The organism is Brevibacillus sp. JB24b (genome assembly GCF_051713385.1).
GTDB classification, from domain to species: domain Bacteria; phylum Bacillota; class Bacilli; order Brevibacillales; family Brevibacillaceae; genus Brevibacillus_B; species Brevibacillus_B laterosporus.
Genome location: NZ_JBNVQV010000001.1, coordinates 3,497,262 through 3,520,637, shown reverse-complemented (window position 1 = coordinate 3,520,637; position 23,376 = coordinate 3,497,262). Strand labels below are relative to the sequence as shown.

Sequence of the window (23,376 nt, the reverse complement as noted above, 5' to 3'; positions counted from 1 at the left end):
GTATCCCGGATCACTGTAACAGGTGAGACGGGATTTTTTTATAAATCAAGCTATTTATTTTTGGATTTTCTGTACAGGATTTTAAAGCATGCTGCGTATACTGTAGAGACGATTATGGAAGGCAGGTGATGGGACATGAAACAGGCTGCGACCATGACCAAAACGGTCGTTACAGAATCGCCGGAATCACCACATCGAATTCAATTTGTGTTTCATCATCCGGTGGTACAGCCGCTAAAGGAACCAGAGCCGTTGGCAGACACGGTACGCTCTACTGCTAATGATCAAATCAAATCAGTTATTAATGAGCTAGAAAAAATGATTGGATTAGATGAGGCAAAGCTTGTCATGTACGAGATTTATGCTCTCCTTAGAACGAACCGTGAACGAGCAAAGCATCAATTAAAGACAGAACAACAAGTATATCATATGGTATTTAAAGGTAGTCCAGGAACAGGAAAGACTACTGTGGCCCGGATTTTTGGAAAGGTACTCAAAGAGATGGGAATATTAAGCAAGGGGCATTTAATTGAGGTGGAGCGAGCCGATCTGGTGGGAGAGTTCATCGGACATACAGCACAGAAAACACGAGATTTAATAAAAAAAGCTTTGGGTGGTATCCTGTTTGTGGATGAGGCTTATTCGTTAGCACGCGGAGGAGAAAAGGATTTTGGCAAGGAAGCAGTGGATTGTCTAACAAAGGCGATGGAAGATCATAAAAACGAATTTATTTGCATTTTGGCAGGGTACACAGAGGAGATGGATGAGTTTCTACACATTAATCCAGGTCTACCTTCGCGCTTTCCCATCCAGATTCATTTTACTGATTATGAGGTGGAGGAGTTAATGGAGATTGCTTCTATTATGGTCGAGGAAAAACAATATGTACTCACCTCTACGGCAAAAGAAAAAATGAAGCAACATCTGATCCATCTACTATCCGATCCTTTTTTGGAGTCATTTAGCAATGCTCGTTACATACGGAATTTGCTGGAGAAAGCAATTCGAGCACAAGCTATGCGTTTATTAAAGAGCTCTAATCCAAGCAAGGAAGAATTAATGAACATACGGTCAGAAGACTTACAGGTAAGTAATCCGTTTTTGAACTGAAAATCTGATGTTTAACGACTACAACATTTGTTTTAAAATCTGGTGAATCAAGCTTCGCATCCCTCTGGATTTCATGGTAGAAGGATGAAAGGGATGACAAATGGGTAAAAAAGAAGGTATATTGATTATTAGTTAGTAAAAGAATGAATCAGGGCATACGTTTGCTAGACACATGCGGGCGGATGCCGTTCTTTTCGTCTGGGGACGTGGGAAGGAAGGATACATATATGAGTGAATGGAATAAACAACAAACAGCTATAGTAGTCGGTTGTCTATTAGATCAACGGGATGAAGAACGAATGCGATTGTCCATGGAGGAGTTGGGAGAGCTAGCACGTACGGCCGGTGTTGAAGTGCTAGAAGTTATCACCCAAAATCGAGATCGAGTAGATTCAGCTTGGTATCTAGGAACGGGTAAAATTCAGGAAATTGCTGAATTAGCAGTAAGTCTGGATGTGGATGTTGTCATTTTTAATGATGAATTATCTTCTAGCCAAAACCGTAATTTGGAGGCTTTATTTGAATGTAGAGTAATTGACCGTACACAGTTGATACTAGATATATTTGCGAGTAGAGCTAATTCACGAGAAGGTAAAATCCAAGTAGAGCTAGCGCAATATAGCTATTTACTACCGCGACTTGCCGGACAGGGAAACCAAATGTCCCGATTGGGTGGTGGAATTGGTACACGTGGTCCTGGTGAGACCAAATTGGAAACAGACCGCCGTCATATTCGTCGTCGAATTAGTGAGTTAAAGCAACAGTTAGATGATATCGTGCGGACTCGTCAGCTTCACCGTGAACGTCGGAAGAAAAACCACGTCTACCAAATCGCGCTGGTTGGCTATACGAATGCAGGCAAATCTACCTTACTAAATAATTTAACAAAAGCAGACACATTGCAAGAGGATAAATTATTTGCTACGCTTGATCCAACCACACGTCAGTTGGTTTTGCCTAGTGGAAAGGAAGTGCTATTGACGGATACGGTTGGTTTTATTCAAGACCTGCCGACCGCTCTGATTGCAGCTTTCCGCTCAACCTTAGAAGGGGTTCAAGAGGCAAATTTAATTTTACATGTGGTCGACTGCTCTCATCCTGACTTTGAAGTTCATATGGAAGTTGTAGATAAAGTCTTAAAGGATTTAGAAGCTGAGAGTATCCCTCGATTAGTCGTATATAATAAGGCTGACTTGCTTGATTCTGACAAGTATCTACCGCATCTTGAAGATACGATTCAGATATCGGCATTGTCCGAGCAAGATTTACAACGTCTGTTAAATAGAATAGAAGGAATTGTATTGACGGGATATGAGAGTGTTGAGCTGATTATTCCGATGGAACGTGGAGATGTGATTTCCATGATGCATCGAGCTGGATTGGAAATGGAGCAGGAATTCTCCGAAGATGGCACCGCTTATCAGATTACGATACGTATTAAGCCAGATGAGCCGATGTATGGGCGTTTGATTCCATATATGGTAAATCCACCAGTTATCAACGAAGAGGAATGGTAAGAGAAAGGTGAGAAAGAACATGTTTCAACTGTTTACGCACGGAGAGCAATTACGCCCGCTCGTGGAAGAGGTAGAAGAAATGATTGCCAAGCGACATCAGGAAGTGTCTCGCTTGGTTGATTATAATCAATTAAAGGTGTTGCGCTCATTCCAAAAGCATGAAGTGAATGAATTTCATTTTTCGCCATCTACAGGATATGGCTATGATGACAGTGGTCGTACTACATTAGAATCCATTTATGCAGAGGTGTTTGGTGGAGAAGCGGCCTTAGTACGACCGCATATCATATCCGGTACGCATGCTATTGCTATTAGTTTATTTGGGATGCTGCGCCCAGGAGATCACTTATTATATATAACGGGCAAACCATACGATACGTTAGAAGAAGTGGTAGGGGTGCGTGGGGAAGGTCAAGGCTCCTTGAAGGATTATGGGATTAGTTATGACTATGTACCATTATTAGAGGATGGAAGCATTGATTTTAATGCTGTAAGGATGGCGATTCGTCCCGAAACAAAAGTGATTGGTATTCAGCGCTCACGTGGATATGCCGATCGCCCGTCGTTTACGATTGCTAAGATAGAGGAAATGATTTCTTTTGTTAAAGAAATACGTCCTGAACTAAACGTGTTTGTAGATAATTGCTATGGTGAATTTACAGAAGAAAAGGAACCACTACAGGTCGGCGCTGATATTATGGCGGGTTCGCTGATTAAAAATCCAGGTGGTGGCTTGGTCAAAACAGGCGGGTACATTGTGGGGCGTGAGGATCTGGTTACAAACGCGTCTTATCGTATGGCAGCTCCTGGGATTGGAGCGGAGGGAGGAGCGTCATTATACTCCTTATTGGAGATGTTCCAAGGATTCTTCTTAGCTCCTCATGTGGTAGGTGAAGCGTTAAAAGGAGCGATCTTCTCGTCTGCAATGTTGGAAAAGCTGGGCTTCCGTACTGATCCATTGTGGCATAAACCACGAACTGATTTAATTCAGTCGGTTGAATTTGGAAGTGCTGAACGATTAATAACCTTCTGCCAAGGTATTCAGAAGGCAGCACCTGTAGATTCACACGTAACACCTTATCCTAGTCCTATGCCAGGCTATGCCGATGAGGTGATCATGGCAGCGGGTACCTTTATTCAAGGTGCTAGTATTGAGTTTTCTGCTGATGGTCCCCTACGTGCGCCTTATTTAGGCTTTGTACAAGGTGGTCTTACTTACTCGCATGTGAAAGTGGGAATTTTAACAGCTTTAGATGGTATGATTGCAAAAGGCTTACTTGATTTATAGCATTTTACTATGATTTTTATACAATCGTGCAGACAGCTATGAATGAACATCATTTGTAGCTGTTTTTTTGTATGTGGTAATCGTGAAGGCTAGTCGAGAATTACAGGTTTTTCCGCTAATCTGATGGAATATATGGAATCTTTTGGTATATTAATAAGGAAGGGATATATGACAAGGAATGCGGTGAAGTTATGCAAATTGAACCAGACCAACAGCGACAAAAAGACCCGGAAATATTATTCCGTGTAAATATTATGTTTTTAGCTGTCTTTATCTGTTTTGTAGTTGTCATTTTACGGCTAGCATATGTTCAAGTTGTCCAAGGAGAGTTATTTGCGCAAGAATTGGAGAAATACAGTCTAAAAGAACTTCCGATCCCGGCTCCAAGAGGTCATATTTTAGATCGTAATGGCGTAGTGCTAGTTGATAACAAGCCTGTATTCACTGTGAAATTTATGGACAAACCAGAAGAGAAAATTAACAAGGAGAAAGTAGCTGAGGATCTGGCTACCTTGTTGGATTGGAAGCAAGAGGAGCGAGGTGATGATAGGAAGCTTGCTGATTTAGGGATTCAGCTACAGGCTAGCTTTCCTATCATGTTAACTCCTGAGGAACGTCAGAGATTGCGAACGCAAATACAGATAAAATTAGATGCATTACCTTCACCAGAGAGAATCGATCTATTACAACCTGTTGAATTATTCAGCATAGCAAAAGAAGTACATGTACCCATCAAGTATGTCTTTACCGATGTAGAACGAGCTCAGGCCCTAGAACTGTTACGAAAAAAAACAGGGAAGACCTTGCCGAATGAGCAAGGTTCAAATGATCGGGTATTACTTACCGAGCTTATAAAACAGCAGATTTCTTTTCCTTATCATTTTGAAAAAAAACAGGCAGATGACCTCGTTCGCAAAATAAAAAGTTCCATGGAGATTTTACGTGAGACACCTGTTACTAAGCAGAGTGATCGAAAGCTAATTGAAAATGCACGCTTCTTTTTCCTAGATGTTAAGCTAGGCCACTCTGCTTTACAACGCGAGCAGACATGGCGAAAACTGCTTGTTTTAGAGCGTATGGTAGGGATGGGTGTACCCGCCTTCATGCCAAGGCAGATAAAGCGAAATATCACAGCGTTTGAAGATGCACGGATTGAGGAGCGGTTAGTCCAATTACCTGGTGTATATGTAGAGGTAGAGCCGCTAAGGAAAGTAAAAACTGATGCGAACGGAGGGCCACTTGCGACACACATTTTAGGGTATATAAATTCAATTGATCCTCAATTTGTCAAGGAGTATAAATCTAAACAATATTCTGGGAATGAATTAGTTGGTGTAGCTGGTTTAGAAAATTATTACGAGTCGCAGCTACGGGGGAAGAATGGTGCCATGGCTGTACAGGTAAATCGGAATTCGGAATTTGTCAATGAAACCATAAAGCGTATCGCAGAGCCGGGAAATGATCTAATTCTTACTTTGGACTGGAGATTTCAAGATAAAGTAGAGGAGATTCTTCATAAAAGTCTTTTGCAGAAAAATCTGAAAGTAGGACATGCGGTGGTGATGGTTCCTAGTACGGGAGAAATATTAGCCTTGGCAAATTATCCTGACTATGATTTGAATTTATATTATGATCGAGAGACATTTAGTAAAGTGTATAAAACTGATATCTTGCCCTATGAAGATAATAAAATTACTCGAGGAGCTTATGCACCAGGCTCGACAGTAAAACCTGTATCCGTCATGCTTGCTTTACAGGAAGGGCTAGTTTCACCTTCTGAAACAATCATGGACAGAGGAGGTATTTATGTCGGTAATCGATTTAAAAATAACTGGTTACGCTCTGGACATGGTGCGGTAGATGCGAGAAGGGCCTTGCAGGTATCTAATAATACCTACATGTATGAAATGGGACTTCGTCTAGCGAGAAAGGGCAATCGTGAGGGCAAGCATTATAGCGAACAATTTGAGGTGTTAGATTACTATAACAGTCAATTTGGATTGGGTGTAAAAACGGGAATCGATCTTCCGGGAGAGAAGACAGGATATCGAGCGGACGACAAATATTTAGGGAATTTAGTAGATGCATTTATCGGTCAATATAATAATTTTACGCCCATGCAACTTTGTCAGTATGTAAGTACAATCGCAAATGGGGGTTATCGAATCAAACCCCATGTAGTCAAAGAGATACGTAAGGGAGCAAGTAATCCAGCAGATCGAACACCGTTGACTAAAGTGAAGCCATACGTCATAAATAAAGTGGATATAGATCCCAAGTGGATAAAGGTAGCTCAGGAAGGGATGGCCAAGGTAACACAGCCCAATGGTACTGCGTATCGGAATTTTAAAGATTTTCCTTTTCCTGTGGCAGCTAAAACAGGAACAGCACAAACTGGTGGAAACACAGACAATGCGTTGATTGTTGGATATGCACCTGTTAATAACCCGCAAATTGCATTTGCTGTAGTTGTACCAGGTGGGGGACATGGCGCTGATATGTCTGGACCAATTGCAAAGCAAATTTTGGAAGAGTATGTGAAAATGTATGGGATCGAGCAATCATTAAAATTGATAAGATAATACCGTAAAAGGGAGCATGTTCTCTGATTGTCTTACTGTCTACCGTGTATAAGGTAGTCAAGAGATAGTCGAGGACATGTTTTTTTCTTATATTAAAAAAGTTATGTCAGGTTATCTAACATGTATTGACAGATAATCTGCTATCAGTTAGAATTTGAACATAACAAATTTGAATAAAATTGATTGGCAGGAAGGGGAAGCAAGATGAGTGATGAAATTCGTCGCAACATGGCCCTTTTTCCCATAGGTATCGTCATGAAGTTAACAGATCTGACTGCCCGACAGATCCGGTATTATGAACAACACGGGTTAGTTACACCAGTTCGCACAGACGGAAAGCAGCGGTTATTCTCGTTTAATGATGTAGATCGTCTGTTAGAAATTAAAGAACTGATTGATAAGGGCCTAAATATCGCTGGAATTAAACAGGTGATCCAAATGAAAGAGCCTGTGGTGGAAGCGCCGATCCTACCAGGCAAAACGGCAGCTCGTCCACAAATGGAGAAGAAGGAACTATTACAATTATTGAAACAACAAGTGATAAACCCCAGTGCCAATCGCTTAGGTGAATCGGCATTGATTCGTGGAGAACTTTCTAGGTTCTTCCACTAGATAGATGGGTACAAAAAATTAATGGATTTGGTCGAGGAGGAAGAGAGAATGAGCCGTTATACGAAAGAAGACATTATGCGTTTTGCTGATGAAGAGAATGTGAAGTATATCCGTTTGCAATTTACTGATCTAATGGGTATCAGTAAGAATGTTGAGATTCCGATTTCTCAATTGCCAAAAGCGTTAGACAACAAAATGATGTTTGACGGATCTTCCATTGAGGGTTTCGTGCGCATTGAAGAGTCTGATATGTATCTTTTCCCAGATCTTGACACATGGGTAGTATTCCCGTGGGGAACTGAATTCGGAAAAGTGGCTCGTTTGATCTGTGATGTGTATATGCCGGATGGTAAGCCGTTTGAAGGTGATCCCCGCTATATTTTGAAAAAGGTAATGAAAGAAGCAGAAGAGCTAGGCTTTACGGATTTTAATGTTGGTCCAGAGCCTGAATTCTTCTTGTTTAAAATTGATGAGAAAGGCGAACCTACTCTCGATTTGAATGATCAAGGTGGATATTTTGACTTCGCACCATTAGACTTGGGTGAAAACTGTCGCCGTGATATCGTATTAACCTTGGAGAAAATGGGTTTTGAAATCGAAGCTTCTCACCATGAAGTAGCACCAGGACAACATGAAATTGATTTTAAATATGCAAATGCTTTGCAAGCAGCTGATCAAATTCTAACGTTCAAACTGGTAGTTAAAACGATTGCTCGTCAACATGGGTTGCACGCAACCTTTATGCCAAAGCCGATGTTTGGTGTAAGTGGTTCTGGTATGCATGCTCACCAATCTCTATTTATTGGTAAAGAAAATGCATTCTATGATGAATCTGATGAGCTAGGTCTAAGTCAAACAGCAAAATACTATCTAGCTGGTCTGTTGAAGCATGCAAGAGGGTTTGCGGCAATTACGAATCCACTAGTTAACTCTTACAAGCGTCTCGTGCCAGGCTATGAAGCGCCTTGCTACGTGGCATGGTCTGCAAAAAACCGTTCTCCATTAGTACGTATTCCTGCTTCACGTGGAATGGGCACTCGTTTAGAAGTGCGTAATCCTGATCCAGCAGCGAACCCATACTTGGCATTAGCTGTTATGCTAAAAGCCGGTTTGGATGGAATTAAGAACAAATTAGAATTGCAACCTGCTGTTGATCGTAACATCTATGTGATGAATGAAGCTGATCGCGAAGCAAACGGTATTGATAGCTTGCCATCTACGTTAAAAGAGGCGATCGAGTGTCTGAAAGCGGATAGTGTTATCTGTGAAGCCCTTGGTGAGCATGCATCGTTACACTTCATTGAAGCGAAAGAAATCGAATGGGATATGTTCCGCACACGTGTACACGAGTGGGAGCGTAACCAATACATGAATACGTATTAATCGTCAAAACCCTTGCACCTGTAGGTGTGAGGGTTTTTCTTGTTTGTGGGTTATACGGTTGAATAAGTCTGTACCCACATACGCACCCACAAAACACCCACATTTTTTTCAATTAGTCGTAAATATTTTGCATATACTCTTCGAATTTGCTTATCGAATCAGTTTCGATTTTTTTAGATATGTGGGCGTATACGTCTGATGTGATTCGAAGGCTGCCGTGTCCGAGACGCTCTTGAATGTATTTCATATCTACTCCTGTTTCTAAAAGCAAAACTGCGTGAGTGTGTCGTAAAGAATGTATGGGCAGTTCTAACAGGTGATAGGTTTTTGTATCACCAAATAGCTCACTTCTATCCTTGGCAGAAAAATCGAGCGTTTTGTTGATGCTGATGGTCATTTGTTTTAAATCAATGTCAGACCATTGAAGTGCAGCAGCTTCACCTTTTCGCATCCGTGTCTTGTTAAATGATTTTCTATTTAGGAATCTCTATAGTAGTATTATCAAATTATTCTTCACAAAATATTAACATTTCAAAAAAAGTGAATATAAATATTATGTTAAAATTTCCATGAAAACGTTTTCAAAAATATAATGTTAGGAGCGATTTCAAGATGAAGAAAAAAATGAACAAAAACCGATTGAAAAAACCTATAGTAGCAATTATGTTAGCCACCTCAATTGGCATACCTTGTATATCTGCATCTGGTAGTGCATTAGCAACAGAAAATACTCCAACTAGTGTTAATGAAAATGTAAAAGTTGGTGTTACAGATGTCCAATCAGAATTAAAGAAAATAGGAGAATACCATTATACTAATAACATTGCAGGTACAAAAATTGAGTCATGGCCTACACTGACTTTTGGATCAAGACCAGATAGTGTTGAAACAAAAGTTAACTTCAGTATTACGGGTACTGAAAATAAATTGAACTTTGATAGTAAAATCGTTGAATACGTAGGAGAAAATATATTTGAGAATACTACAGAGCAAAGCCAGAAGTTTTCAACAGCTAAATATACTAAGAGTGTAACAGAGTCAATAGCGACAGCGACAACAAAGGGTTTTAAAGTGGGAGGTTCGGGTGACGGTAGTAACATATTTACCATTCCACTGCTCTTAAATAACGGTATAAAAATAAATGGAGAATTCAATTCTTCTACTACAGAGACAAAAACAAAATCTGAGACAAAATCAATAGAAGCATCTGCACAATCTATAGAAGTTCCACCGCATAAAAAATATAAAGCAGACGTTGTATTGGAACAAAGAAATTTTTGGGGTGATGTTACGTTTACCGGTGTAGGTGTTAAGCCTGCGACTACAATAAAGGGAACTGCATCATATTGGGCTCCAAATGGTATGGGTGCTTGGAAACAATACACTTTTAGCGATAATACTGTGAATTATTGGAAGGGCCTAACTGCTTCTCAAAAAAATAGTATAAACGGAATCAAATTTGAAAATAATGATGTAAAGGCAGAAGGGACAGCTAAAGTCGAAGGTACATTTGGTAGTATGCTAATTGTAAAGGTTTATGATATTACAGATAAATCAAATCCTAAGTTAGTGGAAACAAGAAGTTTCAAATAATATTTTGAGAAGGTTCCATCAACTTAGAAATACACTTAAGGCTTTAGGTTATTTTTAAGTTTAATTTATAAGTCGTTACCATTTTGTTTCTGCTGGATAATGAACTTTAGTACCCAAAATCAAACACCTCCGCCAAATCGTTATTTACGATTTAGGGAGGTGTTTTTCCTTGTCTCACTTTATGGGGTCAGTTCACGTTTCGGTTGTAGGGCTCTTTATGATATTTTTTGCTCGCTATTTTGTTTCTCTGATACCATTCGCCGTAATGCTTTTGGCATAACCCTTTGGTTTTGCTAGGATACTCTTCTTCGCTATCGAGTAAACAAACATAGCAAGTGCTTTCTCTTGCTACGTCCATCATTGAGGTAATTTCGGAAAGTTTTTCAGCATCCGTTTTTTCGGACTCAAGTATGCTAGAGACTTCTGCTACTAAGGGGCAATCCCAGCGTCCGTGACACTAGGGGCAAATTTGTGTAAAATTCCGAAAAACAATCTTAGGTAGTTCCGCAAATGGTTAGAATAGGAACATTTTTGTTAAAAACAGTATATCTGAACTAAAACGAAGAAATATATCGAAGTTCCTTTTACAAAATTAACAATATCAAAAGCCCTCTTGACACTCGTTATGTGTTGTAACTATAATAGTTACATCGAGAGGGTATCAGTAATGAAAATAAGCAGCAGATTTTCCATAGCGGTTCACATTCTTTCGTTGCTTTCTACAGCCAAGGATGCACACTGCACGTCGGAATGGATTGCTGGTAGCGTCGGAACGAATCCGGTTATCATTCGGAAAATACTCGGGCAGCTAAAGAAAGCAGGATTGGCGGGCGTTCGAGCCGGCAAAGGCGGTGCTTTTTTGCTTAAAGGGCTGGAAGAAGTTACGCTGCTGGATGTTTACCAGGCGGCGGAAGTCGTGGAGGAAGGGGAGCTCTTTCATCTCCATGAACAGCCGAATCCCGACTGTCCGGTCGGTGCGAACATTCAAGCTGTTCTGGAACTGATCGTAAGACGGGCCCAAAACGCCATGGAAGCGATCCTGGCTGACATAACGCTGCATGAGTTACCTTCCGAGTTTGCCGAACATATCAACATGAGAAAGTGAACCCATTTTTTTTGGAATTATTGTAACTGAATTGGTTACAACTTCAAATCTCGAAATAAATTGAAAGGAGGTTCCCAGAATGGAAGTTGAAGTTTGGTCCGATTTTGCTTGCCCCTTCTGTTACATCGGCAAACAACGGATCGAAGAGGCGCTTGATAAATTTGCGCACAAAGACGATGTTGAGGTTGTTTTCCGAAGCTTCGAGCTTGATCCGAAAGCACAGAGAGACGTGGATTACGACGTGCATGACATGCTGGTCGCCAAGTACGGCATGGGCCGGGATCAAGCGATTGCGATGAACGAAAATCTTAGCGGTAAAGCGAAGGAAGTCGGGCTTACCTTCCAATTTGACACCTTAATTCTGACGAACACATTCGATGCCCATAGGTTGGCGAAGTACGCATTCAAGCAAGGTAAAATGAACCCGATGGCGCAGGAACTGTTCCGGGCATACTTTACCGACTCCCGGCATTTGGGCGACCACGAAACGCTGGTGGAATTAGCGGTGAAGGTCGGGTTGGATCGCGATGAAGCGCTCAAGGTGCTTGCCGGTGAAGATTATTCCGCCGAAGTCCGCGCTGACGAGGAAGAAGCAAGCCGGCTTGGCGTCAGCGGAGTGCCGTTCTTCGTCATCGACCGAAAATACGCCGTATCGGGGGCGCAGCCAACCGACATGTTTCTCAATGCTTTGCAGACGGCTTGGAAGGAATCGCAGTCGTTGAACGTATTGGACGATGCCGGAAGCGAATCTGAGTGAGCAGCTTGTGCTGACGGCGTTACGTTACTGTTTTGATAATCGTTATTAATATAAGGGAGAGGGAGATTTACCGATGTTTAGTAAGAAATCATCAATGGGAGTTATTTTGTTGCTTTGTTTCACGCTTTTGCTGAGCGCATGCTCCAGCGAGGCGAGTAAGACGAATACCGCGAGCGAAGGAACTCAGACACCGGCGGCGGATCTGAAGATCACGCCGTTCAACGCTGGAGAAAACGGCCTCTTTTCCGTCACATCGAGCCTGATCGAAGGGCCGAACGAAGTGCTGCTCGTCGATGCTCAGTTCGAAAAGAACAACGCCGAGCAACTGGTCAAGATGATCCGCGACACTGGAAAGAAGCTGACTACGGTTTATATCAGCCACAAGGATCCGGATTTCTACTTCGGCCTGTCGGCGATTCGCGAGGCATTTCCTGACGTAAAGATCGTAGCCACCCCGGCTACTGTGGAAGGGATCAAGTCAACCATCCAGCTCAAGAGTGATTACTGGAGTCCGATCATGAAAGAAAACGCCCCGACCGCGCTGATCGTCCCCGATGTCCTTGACGGGGATAAGCTGACGGTCGATGGCGAAACCGTGCAGGTGATCGGTCTCGACGGTTCGGATCCGTCTCACACCGTCCTTTGGGTTCCGTCGGAAAAGACCATCCTGGGCGGAGTGCCGATCTACGAGAACCTGCATGTCTGGATGGCAGACAACCAGACCCCGGAGAGCCGTGACCACTGGCGGGAGATTCTGGACCGGATTCTTGCCCTGAAGCCGGAGCGGGTTATCCCGGGCCATTACCTGGACAAGAGCTCCGAAGATACATCCAACGTCGCCTTCACCCGTGATTACATTGTGGAATTTGAAGCTGCGGCAAAGCAGGCCAAGAATTCCGCTGAGCTGATTGCGGCGATGCAGAAGGCCCACCCGGACTTAAAGAACACAAGTGATCTGGAACTGAGCGCCCAGGTGATCAAGGGTGAGCGTTCCTGGCCATGATATAACGCCGACTCCGACCGTTAGATGCGGAGATGGTTAACCACTGTCTGCAGTGTATGAAGGCGCCCGGGTTCAGGCCCGGGCGTTTTCAGAATTACGGTCCGCTCGGCGGATACACGTCAGTGCAGCCAAGCCCATCCTTAGTTTGAAAAACAATGATATATTCTGAAACTACAAAAACTGTGAAACATTGATTTAACGCGTATTTTTGAATTGAAAAACATTTCAGAACCCTTGCGCCTGTATGCGTGAGGGTTTTTCTTGTTTGTGGGCAAAAATCGTAGATTGTCATGAATAATTTTTCTGCCCCCTTTGAAAAAATATTTTGGGTATGTTTTTCAAAAACGGTTAATGGCATCTGTTTCGATTGTTCTACCCACATGAGAATAGACGTCAGATGTAATTTTCATAGAACTATGCCCCAAAGCTTTTTGAATAAATTTCATTTCTACTTTTGACTCTAACATTAAAACTGCATTATTGTGGCGAAGATAATGGATACTTAATTCTGGAAGATCAACCCGTTTTAATATTCTTCTAAATGCATTAAAGAGAGTTGATTTTGGTAAAGGGGTTCTCTACTAAAAATAAGATTTAGGTCATGCTTATACTGATTTTTATACCTAAGTTTGTTATCGTTCTGACGGGACCTATGATTTTGTAATTCAACCGAAAGACTACTAGTAATTGGGATTTCACGTTCGGAGTGATAGGTTTTTACGTTTGAACGATTCTTACTCTATTATTGACAAGGTCTATATTAGCTCCATTGCAATGCAAGGGCTTCACCCTTTCGTGTTCCAGTTTCTATTAAAAATCCTTAATATAAGAATGTGCGCTTTAAGCGTATAGGAAACAACCTGAACGGTTATGTGTCCTCAGGATCAAAAGAAATATAAGTAATTAAAACTAAAATGGCAAGTCATCATTACTAATGTCTCTAGGTGTATTAATAGAAAAAGGATCGGAAATTGGGTGTTTTACTACCTCATCTTTTGATGTTTCTTCTAATTAACTTCCCAAGCTTTAGTAGACCCTCTTTAAAGAATGTAGTTTTCTCACCACATTTTGTACAATAACGTGCATTTCCTTCCGCAATTTCTTCGCACTCTGGGTAGCCATTATAATCTGTTCTTGTATGTTTATTAACTATCGTAACACCAGATATTTTACAATATTCTCCACCATTAATTTGTTCATTTAAGCATCGGGGACATTTATTAGCACGTCCATTTTTATCAACATAAAATCCATTGTAGATCATTTTATAAATTCCTCTTTTCGAAAGTTTATTATTACTGCATACCGGATAAAATTTTGATTTTCTCTCACAAAAAAACAACAACAATTAATGCATAAGATTTATATATACTTCGCAACAATATGCAAGGCTGTTTGATTGGGAAATGACTCCCGATCAACGCCAAGAACATAAGATAAAAGTAAATAAATTTGAGGGACTTCTTTAATGAGCAATTAAACAAGAACCAAACAGTCACTTTTTATTAGAACTACAAAGAGAGTATCGTACAGCACTTGCATAACAAGTTGAGTATCATTCATTTCTTCACTAAAAAGGATTGGAAGATGAATTTCTAATGTTTCAAATGGAGAATACGCCTTAAATACAAATCTTGGATAAGCGTAGGGGAATAGCGATTAGTAAGCAGATATCATGGCGGAATATTGGCGGTAGAATGGCGCTCCATTTGAAGAATAAGGTGATAAAATGGAAATAGGTAAATAAAAGCAAGGGCAGGCTACTCGATCAATCGGGTGGCTATTTTTATGTCAAGCATGAATATAATTAAAATAAGTATATTGAAAATACAGAATTGACGGGGTATTATATATCCATAATCTTTTATGTAATTTTTTTACAATAAAGGTTTATTATTGAAATTAAGAGGAGGATGGTAAAAATGAAAGTTGTACGCAAGTTTTTAATTTCATTAATGGGATTGTCTCTGATGTTATCAGCAGGAGCGACAGGAGCATTAGCGAGTGAAAATGTAATCAACACCCCAAACCAATTTCCACCAAGTATTAATAAGTCTGAAAAAAGTGTTCTTTCAGCAGATGATGCCCGTGAGAATTTTGTTAAAGACACACTTTACCATGCTTTTTACCAAGTGGGTCAAGGAAAAAAGAATGTGGTGGTTTATAATTTAAATCAAAGATATTCTCATAATCTACAAGGCATTCAAACATCTTATACAGTACGTTATGGTAGCATTCTTTATGGAGTGTGGGTTTTCACAGATGGTGAATTCTGGAATAATGGGGATGGCGGATGGATTAACGGGGGGTATCAAGGTAGTTTTGATAGGTATGCAGGATATGTACGATTCCATAGAATAAGTTGAAATCCCGTTTTGTAAAGAAGATATCACTATACATGATCCTCTTTTTGGATCATGTATTTTTTTATTGGAATCAAAAAAATCTCCTAATAAAAATATGTTTGCTTATGTTTACATCATGTTGCAATAACTCTGTTTGAACTGTAGTTTCTGTAAGCAATAATTCTCATTTCTGCAACAGTAACTTTAGTTTCTGCTGCGTGATGTATGCAATTAGTACACAAAAGAAATAAATATATACAGGTCATTTTGATAGATATTTTTTCTATTAAACAAGGGGGATGAAACAATGCCTAGCAAACCATTAAAGACCTGTTTGCTGGAGATAATCTATCAATTTATTCGAGACATGATCTATATGATGGAAGGTGTTTAGTGAAGTAGTAGTCAGGAAGAAAAAATATGTTCCAGACTACCACTTTTTATTAAATTATAGATTCCTGTTATTGGAACAATATTTGTACAACATTTACGGGGTAACTCATTGTTTCTGTAACTTTTGAGTCGGAGTTCGCAAACATAACGTTAATTCAAAGCATGTCAGTTAACAATATCCACATCTATAGCAGCAGTTTAAAGAAGGTATTCCCAGTCTTCTGCATTCCCTAACACAATCATCGTCAGGAAGAAAAGAATAATAGTGGTAAGGGATAGGTGGAAGAGGTTGAGGGTTAAGAGGATAGAGATATGGCTGTGGACTGTAAGGCACTGGTTGACTCATGCCGTAAGGTGTTGAAGGCGCATATGGCATAGATTCTGTACATATTGTATACCAAGGTCTTGTTTTATACTGTCTACATACAGGCTCGCATTCTTCAACTGTACCTGGATTTTCTCCAGATGTGCACTCCTGCATACATTGCTCATAGGTATAAGGGACATTATAACAAGCCAAATACAATCACTCCTTATCTTAATCTTAATTTTCTAGATATTATATTTATCTGTATACTTTTTGGGTGATTATCCATGCATAATTGGGTGAATACCTACCAATACATAGCAAGGCCAAAATGCAGACGTTCACAGAGCCGCAGATAGGAATGGGAGGATTGAGGAGTGGGTATCGAAAACCTGCACAGTGCCAACGCTAGACCGCGTAGTAGTCTTCCGTAAAAAAGTTCCCTAAATGGATTTTCAGAAATGAAGGTGAGGAGATGGCTAGACCAAGGCAACCAGTTGACTTGTTGCTTTACAAGGGAAAGAAAAACTTAACAAAAGCAGAAATAGAACAGCGTAAAGCCCAAGAAATAAAGGCGGCAAACGACAAAGTTAAGCCACCTAGCTACCTACCGAAAGACTTGAAAAAAGAATTTAAAAAGATAGCAGGCGAGCTACTGCATATCGGCATCATGACTAATCTTGATGTAGATGCGTTGGCTCGCTTTTTATATGCCCGAAAGATGTATATAAAGGTCACAGACGCCTTACTAGAAACGGAATTGACAGTGCAAGCGAGGTCGAAAAGACGTTTGGTGATTTATGATACATGGAAAACTTACTCAAAGTTCTTTCAGCCGTAGGAAGTGCAGCAGTTACGTGTCTTTTTGGTGGATGGTCTTATTTACTCACTGTATTAATTTTTTGTATGTTTTACTACGCAAGTGGTATAGCGGCAGAAGGGGGCGATGTGATCTACGATATTTATCTTGTGTAACTCAAATGTGTTTTTACCAATGGTGTCCTTTTTATACTCATTTAGCCAAGTTATCAGATAATCGTTAAGAGAGACTTCTTCCTGTTCAGTTACACGGCTGGACAAGGATTTCATAGTTATTCCAAGCTACATCCCGAAGGAATTTGTTAAGGCAGTCAAACCAGCATTCTCTCATGGGGCAGTTATTAAACAATTATGGGCAAGAGTAGTGATGTTCAAAAGAGTGACCGGTTGGGAAAGAAAGGAGAACGTTATTCCCGTAGCCTTAGATGCTTGAGAATATATCAAGAAAAACTATATACCAAAGATTCCATTTACTGCTATAATTCACCTAATACAATAGTGCAGCTCTCAAGGGTGGTCGGCTCACTCTCTTTTATCCCGATAGGGAAGGGGGTGAGAGTATGACGGTATACGAGGCAATTTCATTAATGATAGCATTTGGATTATTGGTCATTGCCGTACTGTCTTTCCACAAAAGGAAATAGACCTCCCTTGACCTGACAAGTAGGGGAAGTCTATTCTTCTGAAAGTCTTTGAGCCGACCCTTTGCAGGGACAAACTATTGTACCGAGTTTTCAAATTTTTGTAATTAGTATTTATTTAGTATTTGACAAAAGTTTAGTTGGTGAACGAAAGTTTTCATGGCGGAAGAAGCTCTTCACGTACATTAAGTTCTATAGTCAGCAACGGTTTCAATATCGATTAAAAACCTGAGTCCGATAGAATACCAAACTCAGGTAGCCTAAATGGGGCTTGTTTAAAGTTGTCTACTTGACAGGGGTAAGATCAGTAGCCCTAGAGGGTTAACTTTATTTAAACAACTTATTAATCACCTTAAAAACATGAGAACCCCCTTCACCGAATACGCGAAAACAATTAGCTGGTGGAAAGAGACAAAAGAAGGTCGAGGAGTAATTGAATCTGCTTGGAGATCGGGAGAGAAGTTTGATTCAACGTTTAAACAGATCCAGCTAAAGAATGATGAGGATTTCTGGTGGATACCTTTAGAAGATGTAGTGAGAGTGGAATATTAACAGAACAGGTATACTAAAACGCCAAGATTGGTTAATTGGATCAACAAACAAAAATCCTTTCCCAAAAGGAAAAGGATTCGAGAGAGCTCCACACTTTATTTTAAAATATTGATTGAGATGACTCAGGAAGATTCAAGGTTGTTTTTGCGGTCTTCATATCCATTTGAATTTGCTCGTTTATATTATAAGCATGATAGTAACCTTTGCTCATCATGTAGTTTGTTATTTTTTCATGAGTAGCGATGGCATCATCTAATTGTTTGTGCAAGATTGTACGAACGTCAGGAGTAGCTACCTCAGTCAAAGCAACTGCGTAGTTCGAAAAAATGACCAAGCTCTAAAGGTTAGCAAGGGATTTTAACATAATCATTATTAATGTTTTTACTTCATTTCCTATGTTATTAGTGTAGAAGTCTAAGCAGTGCATCCTTCAACTAGCTAGAATGTATTCCCTGTGGGAACAGGGGTACAGCGACCCCCCCTCTAACGGATAACCGAAAAGGGGTTGTGCTATTTTATGTAGAATATGGTGATTACGTTTAGCAATACATAAAAAACAGGGGGGAGAAATGAGATGTCAGGTAGTCACGGACCAGAAATAGGTTCTCTAGGATCAGTTAGAAGGCAACAGAGCTTTAGAACCTATGGGACCGCCAAAAGGAAATTAATAGTTGCTAAGTTTTCGTCCATCAACGGATGGCAGAGCTTTGGTTCATCAATAAAACAAGGGAACTTACTGACTCAGAAATGACAGAAATGAGCCATTGCTTGAGTGCGAACACTAAAAGAGCTTGGGAGATAGCAAAACTCAAAAACTTATCTTTGAATGCCAGCCTAACAAATGATACCGAATGGCAGCACGAGCGTTGAGCAAGGATAGAAAAAATTCAAGGATGAAATAAAATGAAGAAAATCGTCTCCTAAGAAATAAGGAAACGATTTTTTCTTTTGTAAATTAACTTCAAGGTGCGTAAAAAATGAAAGGAAGTAATGGTATCTAAAAATTGTAAGATATGGTGTTTATGCTGACATGAATGGATCTAAAAGACATTACATAATCAAACAAAAGGCTGATGAGGATTCTCTTCAGATAACTTCACCTACATTTATTTTCGTTAATTTATGTCTTGTTTGTTAAATATTAGAAAAAATGGAGGTTTTTTGTAGTTAAAAAAGAATTTATACTATGTACAGACAAAATATAAGGAGGAGACATATTTATGAAAATGTCAAAAAACAAATTAATAGCGGCAGTAACCACTCTTACACTAGGGTTTGGATTTACGATGGGAGTAGCACCAGCTTTTGCGGATTCAAACCAATCCGTCTTACAGCATGCTTCTATCTCTTCTATTGAGAAAGAGGAACAACAGCCTTTCACTGGCTATGTTATTTCTATTGATGATATGTACATGGTTGTGGCAAATACTTCTACACAAGAAGACGCACTTTCCTATAAAGATGATTGGTGGGAATTAGCTTCTCAAAATAAAATATTAAGAGTCCCTATTTCTACTGGTGACGATTACGTTTTGGGTGAAAAGTTGAATATATATGCAACAGCATGGTCTTTGTCAATTCCACCAATAGCAATTGCTCCTACGATTGAAAAAATAGCCGATTAATATCATACTTCTGACTTGTCAGCTATGTATTACATGTTATGGCAGTTTTTATGTACGGTTCAGTTGCCCTTTGAAGACCACTTTGTTGTAAATGTCAATCAGGCCCCTTTTCAATATGAAAGGGGCTCTTTCTTTTTCAACATTGTGTCTTTTCTAACCTAGCGTACTGCTCATATTAGCTTTAATATCTTTCGTCAGGCTGGAATTTGAAATACGTTTTGGTCTGAGTGCTAACGCTAAAAGAGCTTGGGAGATAGCAAAACTTAAAAACCTATGTCTATTTGCTCAAATCCACCCATTATTTTTTTCTCAAACTTTGAGGCTGCAAGTTGAGCTTCTTTAACGTATTCACGCTGTCTTTAAGAACCCGAACCCCTTTCTATTTGAACAGTCCTTCTTCAATAAGAGTCTTTTCTCCCTGTTCCTCGTATGGCAGGACAAGATAATACCATTTTAGTACTTGAAGGATAAGATAATACGACGAGAAAGCGCTTTATTTGGAGTGGATTGTTCAATGATCTTTGTACAAGGTAGCTCTATAATGGGGGTACATTAACACAAAGGAGGATTACTCAAATGAGAAAAGCTTTTATTAGTCCAACTAAGTATGTTCAGGGTGAAAATGAAATAGTTAATTTGGGGTATTTCATCAAGACATTTGGTGATTCAGCTCTTCTTATTGCTCATCAAGATGATATAACACGTGTGAAAGATAAACTTAAGCAAACTATGGAAAAATTTGGTGTAACAATTATTGTAAGCGGTTTCAACGGAGAGTGCTCTCGAAATGAAGTTCATAGATTGCAACAGCTTGCAAAGGAACATGCTTGTTCTTGCACCATTGGATTAGGTGGGGGTAAAGCAATTGATACTGCGAAATGTGTAGCAGAAGGAGAAGCGTTAATTATTGTGCCGACAATTGCAGCGACGGACGCACCAACAAGCCATTCTGCCGTTCTTTATACGCCAGAAGGGGAGTTTGATGATTATGCTTACTTTAAGCAAAGTCCAAGTGTAGTATTAATAGATACAAACGTTATCGCTAATGCTCCTACACGCTTTCTTGTTGCGGGTATGGGGGATGCGCTTTCTACTTACTTTGAAGCAAGAGCAACCGCTAACTCTTATTCCAATGTGAATGCAGGGCTTCCTTGTGGAGCAAATGCTGGAGTCGGTCAGCCAGTCAAAGGCACGAGAGCTGCCCTTGCCCTTGCTAAGCTTTGCTAAGAAACACTGCTTGAAGACGGTCTTAAAGCTAAAATATCTTGTGATTTAAATATCGTCACGCCAGCGCTTGAAAATATTATCGAAACGAACATCCTTTTGTCAGGGATAGGGTTTGAAAGCAGTGGTCTCGCAGCAGCACATGCGATTCACAATGGCCTAACTGCGTTGGAAGGAACCCATTCGTATTATCATGGTGAGAAAGTCGCATTTTCTACACTTGTTCAATTAGTCCTTGAAAATACAAACACAGCAGAAATAAACGAGGTATTGAAATTCTGTGTAAGTGTAGGTCTTCCAGTGAGTCTTGCTGATATCGGTGTAACGAATGTCACCAGAGCCGAGCTGCACAATGTCGCCCAGAAAGCTTGTATAATTGAAGAGTCTATTCATTCTATGCCTTTCCCGATGAGTGAAGAAGATGTAGTAGCGGCTATTATCGTAGCGGATCAGATCGGGCAGGAATTTAAGAAAAAGGGTGAGTAATACTCCTGCTCTTCAAATTAATCAACCGTTTAGCCCGCTACGTGTTAACGAGATAGTTATTGGAATCCCAAGTAAATCAAAACGTTTCTTATCGATGTAGACGGATAAGAAATATGCAAAGATCGATCAGAATACCATACTCTTTACACAACCCGAAATATCTGGTTGATAAGGTGAGTGAGGTTATTATAGAGAATGAAGTTCCTATTTTTGAACTGGATTTCCATGCAGATTAAACGATAAAATAATAATAAAAGCTACTGGATCCTATACTGGATGGATGGGTATGCAAGAGAAAAAAGGGTTTACTTTGAAAAAATGTCTACTGAGCTGGCGAATGGACTAAGTGTAGATCAATACCTAGAAATAAAAAATGATGGTGTAACATTACGTTCAGGTCATGGCGAGGGAAGTTTTGAAGTAAATGGAACAGGTTCGTTTGAAGGAGTAGTTGGAGCATATTTAGAAGTAGTGACGTATGATATTACTGATTCAAATAACATTAAAAAAGTAAACACTCGAAGTATTAATATATAGGCTCTATTAAAGGTTATGGTTGATATTTTACTTAAAAATAGGACTCCCAATCGGGAGTCCTCAGTGTGTAGACAAAATACCAAAAGGTATGGGGGTCTGCACGCTTTTTTGTTGAATGTATCAATATAGTGGAAAGGGGTGAATTTCTTGTTAAAAAGACAAGATGCAGAAGCCCGTTACCAACTGTCCGTTGTTTCGTTAGATGAGCTTGTCCCTTCTGATCATTTAGTTCGTAAAATTGAGAAAGCATCACAAATGGAAATTTTAGGCCGTATTTTTTATTGAATATATAGAATGACAAGACAAAAGTATGATATTAATCGGCTATTTTTTCAATCGTAGGTGCGATTGCTATTGGTGGAATTGACAAAGGCCATGCTTTTGCAAAAACATTCCACTTTTCACCTAGAAGCCCACATTTTTTTCATTAGTCGTAAATATTCTTCATGTGTTTTCGAACTTACTCTTGTTATCTGATACACGATACCTCAATCCCGCAGCCTCATACTGTAGTTTAATGAGCACTTGTTTTCGTTAATTTAGTTTTTCGTAAGCTCATTGACGACATGAATTCTGAATAAGAGCACAACATTTCAAAATTTACCTTGTGATATAACTAAACATGAATTCCAAACAAGGAGATGAGGGCATGAGTAAGTTGAAAGGTAAAATCGCTTTAGTAACAGGTGCAAGCCGGGGGATCGGTCGTAGCATTGCGTTACGTCTGGCAAAGGATGGCGCATTAGTCGCAGTGCACTTTAGAAAAAGACAAAATGAAGCAGAGGAAGTGGTTCATAAGATTCAACAAAGTGGAGGTTCCGCATTCACGATCAGAGCTGACTTAAATACCCTTAACGGCATTCGTGATTTATATGCGGAATTGGATGAAGCCCTTCGGAAGCTGACAGGCGATAATCGGTTTGATATTCTTGTGAATAACGCTGGGGTCGGGCAAGTTGTAACCATTGAAGAGACGACGGAAGAATCTTTTGACGAAGTCATGAACATTAATGTCAAAGCACCGCTTTTTGTTATCCAGCAAGCTTTGCCGCGTATGAAGGATGAAGGTCGTATTATCAATATCTCATCGTTTGTTACACGAGTGGCCTCCCCTAATGTTTTTGCTTACAGCATATCGAAGGGTGCGGTCAACACACTTACGCACGTCTTGGCTCAGCAACTTGGGAGTCGTAATATTACGGTGAACGCTATCCTACCGGGCATTATTAATACGGAGATGAATGCTGGGACATTGCAAGATCCCAATGGACAGAAATTTGCCGCTGGTCTTTCAACCTTCAACAGGTGGGGGGAGCCTGAAGATGTGGGGGATATTGCCGCCTTTCTTGCCTCATCGGACAGCCGTTGGGTAACCGGTCAATTGATTGATGCAAGTGGCGGATCTCATCTGTAAATCAACGGTTCCGAAACCTAGCTTAAGAGCCAGATTTCACTGTATTTATCCGAGCATTGTATCCGTCATCGAGGCGATGGCTT

At 40.1% G+C, this 23,376-nt stretch carries 20 protein-coding genes and 5 pseudogenes; 20 read left to right on the top strand and 5 right to left on the bottom strand.

Annotation, left to right across the window (positions count from 1 at the left end; all coding sequences use genetic code 11):
• The first annotated feature begins 135 nt into the window (after nucleotides 1–135).
• The 6 genes from ACQV1I_RS16400 to glnA all read left to right on the top strand — a co-directional run bounded on the left by ACQV1I_RS16400 (nucleotide 136) and on the right by glnA (nucleotide 8,492).
• Complete coding sequence (locus tag ACQV1I_RS16400) at nucleotides 136–1,110, top strand: AAA family ATPase (protein ID WP_018673949.1); 975 nt, start codon at nucleotides 136–138, stop codon at nucleotides 1,108–1,110.
• Between the two features lie 227 nt (nucleotides 1,111–1,337).
• A complete protein-coding gene (gene hflX, locus ACQV1I_RS16395; RefSeq protein ID WP_116333308.1) occupies nucleotides 1,338–2,627 on the top strand; it encodes a GTPase HflX in 1,290 nt (429 codons plus the stop codon).
• A gap of 19 nt (nucleotides 2,628–2,646) precedes the next feature.
• The gene (locus ACQV1I_RS16390) at nucleotides 2,647–3,915 is read left to right on the top strand and encodes an aminotransferase class I/II-fold pyridoxal phosphate-dependent enzyme (RefSeq protein ID WP_094701869.1); all 1,269 of its coding nucleotides are present in this window, start codon (nucleotides 2,647–2,649) and stop codon (nucleotides 3,913–3,915) included.
• A gap of 191 nt (nucleotides 3,916–4,106) precedes the next feature.
• Nucleotides 4,107–6,497 carry a peptidoglycan D,D-transpeptidase FtsI family protein gene (locus ACQV1I_RS16385; protein WP_116333307.1) on the top strand — a complete coding sequence of 797 codons (2,391 nt, stop codon included), beginning with the start codon at nucleotides 4,107–4,109 and terminating at the stop codon, nucleotides 6,495–6,497.
• A 204-nt stretch (nucleotides 6,498–6,701) separates the two neighbouring features.
• A complete protein-coding gene (locus tag ACQV1I_RS16380; protein ID WP_094701867.1) occupies nucleotides 6,702–7,109 on the top strand; it encodes a MerR family transcriptional regulator in 408 nt (135 codons plus the stop codon).
• 48 nt (nucleotides 7,110–7,157) lie between these two features.
• Complete coding sequence (gene glnA / locus ACQV1I_RS16375; RefSeq protein WP_094701866.1) at nucleotides 7,158–8,492, top strand: type I glutamate--ammonia ligase; 1,335 nt, start codon at nucleotides 7,158–7,160, stop codon at nucleotides 8,490–8,492.
• Nucleotides 8,493–8,604: 112 nt separating this feature from the next.
• On the opposite strand, the pseudogene ACQV1I_RS16370 reads toward glnA, so the two are convergent.
• Nucleotides 8,605–8,952: pseudogene (locus tag ACQV1I_RS16370) on the bottom strand (site-specific integrase); the annotation flags it as partial.
• Between the two features lie 152 nt (nucleotides 8,953–9,104).
• Here ACQV1I_RS16370 and ACQV1I_RS16365 point away from each other — a divergent pair.
• The 4 genes from ACQV1I_RS16365 (at nucleotide 9,105) to ACQV1I_RS16350 (ending at nucleotide 12,950) form a co-directional block, all read left to right on the top strand.
• Nucleotides 9,105–10,085, top strand: coding sequence for an ETX/MTX2 family pore-forming toxin (locus ACQV1I_RS16365; protein WP_116333305.1), 981 nt, complete (start codon nucleotides 9,105–9,107; stop codon nucleotides 10,083–10,085).
• Between the two features lie 667 nt (nucleotides 10,086–10,752).
• Nucleotides 10,753–11,190 (top strand): Rrf2 family transcriptional regulator, encoded by a 438-nt coding sequence (locus tag ACQV1I_RS16360; RefSeq protein WP_116333304.1) that lies wholly within the window; start codon nucleotides 10,753–10,755, stop codon nucleotides 11,188–11,190.
• A gap of 79 nt (nucleotides 11,191–11,269) precedes the next feature.
• Nucleotides 11,270–11,947 (top strand): DsbA family oxidoreductase, encoded by a 678-nt coding sequence (locus ACQV1I_RS16355; RefSeq protein ID WP_116333303.1) that lies wholly within the window; start codon nucleotides 11,270–11,272, stop codon nucleotides 11,945–11,947.
• 73 nt (nucleotides 11,948–12,020) lie between these two features.
• On the top strand, nucleotides 12,021–12,950 hold the full coding sequence (locus ACQV1I_RS16350) for an MBL fold metallo-hydrolase (RefSeq protein WP_116333302.1): 930 nt from the start codon (nucleotides 12,021–12,023) through the stop codon (nucleotides 12,948–12,950).
• 338 nt (nucleotides 12,951–13,288) lie between these two features.
• On the opposite strand, the gene ACQV1I_RS16345 is transcribed toward ACQV1I_RS16350, so the two are convergent.
• Together ACQV1I_RS16345 and ACQV1I_RS16340 are read right to left on the bottom strand one after the other, a co-directional pair.
• Nucleotides 13,289–13,483, bottom strand: coding sequence for a tyrosine-type recombinase/integrase (locus ACQV1I_RS16345; protein WP_116333301.1), 195 nt, complete (start codon nucleotides 13,481–13,483; stop codon nucleotides 13,289–13,291).
• 455 nt (nucleotides 13,484–13,938) lie between these two features.
• Nucleotides 13,939–14,214 (bottom strand): hypothetical protein, encoded by a 276-nt coding sequence (locus tag ACQV1I_RS16340; protein ID WP_116333300.1) that lies wholly within the window; start codon nucleotides 14,212–14,214, stop codon nucleotides 13,939–13,941.
• Between the two features lie 658 nt (nucleotides 14,215–14,872).
• On the opposite strand from ACQV1I_RS16340, the gene ACQV1I_RS16335 reads away from it, so the two are divergent.
• The 4 genes and pseudogenes from ACQV1I_RS16335 to ACQV1I_RS16320 form a co-directional block, all read left to right on the top strand.
• Nucleotides 14,873–15,316 carry a hypothetical protein gene (locus ACQV1I_RS16335; RefSeq protein ID WP_094701860.1) on the top strand — a complete coding sequence of 148 codons (444 nt, stop codon included), beginning with the start codon at nucleotides 14,873–14,875 and terminating at the stop codon, nucleotides 15,314–15,316.
• A 1,154-nt stretch (nucleotides 15,317–16,470) separates the two neighbouring features.
• Nucleotides 16,471–16,749: pseudogene (locus ACQV1I_RS16330) on the top strand (phage terminase small subunit P27 family); the annotation flags it as partial.
• Between the two features lie 625 nt (nucleotides 16,750–17,374).
• Nucleotides 17,375–17,458: a putative holin-like toxin gene (locus tag ACQV1I_RS16325; RefSeq protein ID WP_116333299.1), complete on the top strand. Its 84-nt coding sequence runs from the start codon at nucleotides 17,375–17,377 to the stop codon at nucleotides 17,456–17,458.
• Nucleotides 17,459–17,833: 375 nt separating this feature from the next.
• Nucleotides 17,834–18,007, top strand: a pseudogene (locus tag ACQV1I_RS16320) (YolD-like family protein); the annotation flags it as partial.
• 100 nt (nucleotides 18,008–18,107) lie between these two features.
• Here the strand turns inward: ACQV1I_RS16320 and ACQV1I_RS16315 are convergent.
• Nucleotides 18,108–18,341, bottom strand: a complete 234-nt coding sequence (locus ACQV1I_RS16315) for a spore coat protein (protein WP_116333297.1) — start codon at nucleotides 18,339–18,341, stop codon at nucleotides 18,108–18,110.
• A gap of 362 nt (nucleotides 18,342–18,703) precedes the next feature.
• Here ACQV1I_RS16315 and ACQV1I_RS16310 point away from each other — a divergent pair, with 362 nt between their 5' ends.
• From ACQV1I_RS16310 to ACQV1I_RS16290, 5 genes and pseudogenes are all read left to right on the top strand, one after another.
• Nucleotides 18,704–18,877 carry a DUF7667 family protein gene (locus tag ACQV1I_RS16310; RefSeq protein WP_438769532.1) on the top strand — a complete coding sequence of 58 codons (174 nt, stop codon included), beginning with the start codon at nucleotides 18,704–18,706 and terminating at the stop codon, nucleotides 18,875–18,877.
• A gap of 350 nt (nucleotides 18,878–19,227) precedes the next feature.
• Nucleotides 19,228–19,632 (top strand): DUF3221 domain-containing protein, encoded by a 405-nt coding sequence (locus ACQV1I_RS16305; protein WP_116333296.1) that lies wholly within the window; start codon nucleotides 19,228–19,230, stop codon nucleotides 19,630–19,632.
• 576 nt (nucleotides 19,633–20,208) lie between these two features.
• Nucleotides 20,209–21,342 (top strand): annotated as a pseudogene (locus tag ACQV1I_RS16300) (glycerol dehydrogenase).
• 276 nt (nucleotides 21,343–21,618) lie between these two features.
• Nucleotides 21,619–21,879 (top strand): hypothetical protein, encoded by a 261-nt coding sequence (locus ACQV1I_RS16295; protein WP_116333295.1) that lies wholly within the window; start codon nucleotides 21,619–21,621, stop codon nucleotides 21,877–21,879.
• 147 nt (nucleotides 21,880–22,026) lie between these two features.
• Nucleotides 22,027–22,164, top strand: a complete 138-nt coding sequence (locus tag ACQV1I_RS16290; protein ID WP_161555059.1) for a hypothetical protein — start codon at nucleotides 22,027–22,029, stop codon at nucleotides 22,162–22,164.
• A gap of 31 nt (nucleotides 22,165–22,195) precedes the next feature.
• On the opposite strand, the pseudogene ACQV1I_RS16285 reads toward ACQV1I_RS16290, so the two are convergent.
• Nucleotides 22,196–22,291, bottom strand: a pseudogene (locus tag ACQV1I_RS16285) (DUF3221 domain-containing protein); the annotation flags it as partial.
• A 237-nt stretch (nucleotides 22,292–22,528) separates the two neighbouring features.
• On the opposite strand from ACQV1I_RS16285, the gene ACQV1I_RS16280 reads away from it, so the two are divergent.
• The gene (locus ACQV1I_RS16280; RefSeq protein WP_116333294.1) at nucleotides 22,529–23,293 is read left to right on the top strand and encodes an SDR family oxidoreductase; all 765 of its coding nucleotides are present in this window, start codon (nucleotides 22,529–22,531) and stop codon (nucleotides 23,291–23,293) included.
• Nucleotides 23,294–23,376: the final 83 nt, after the last annotated feature.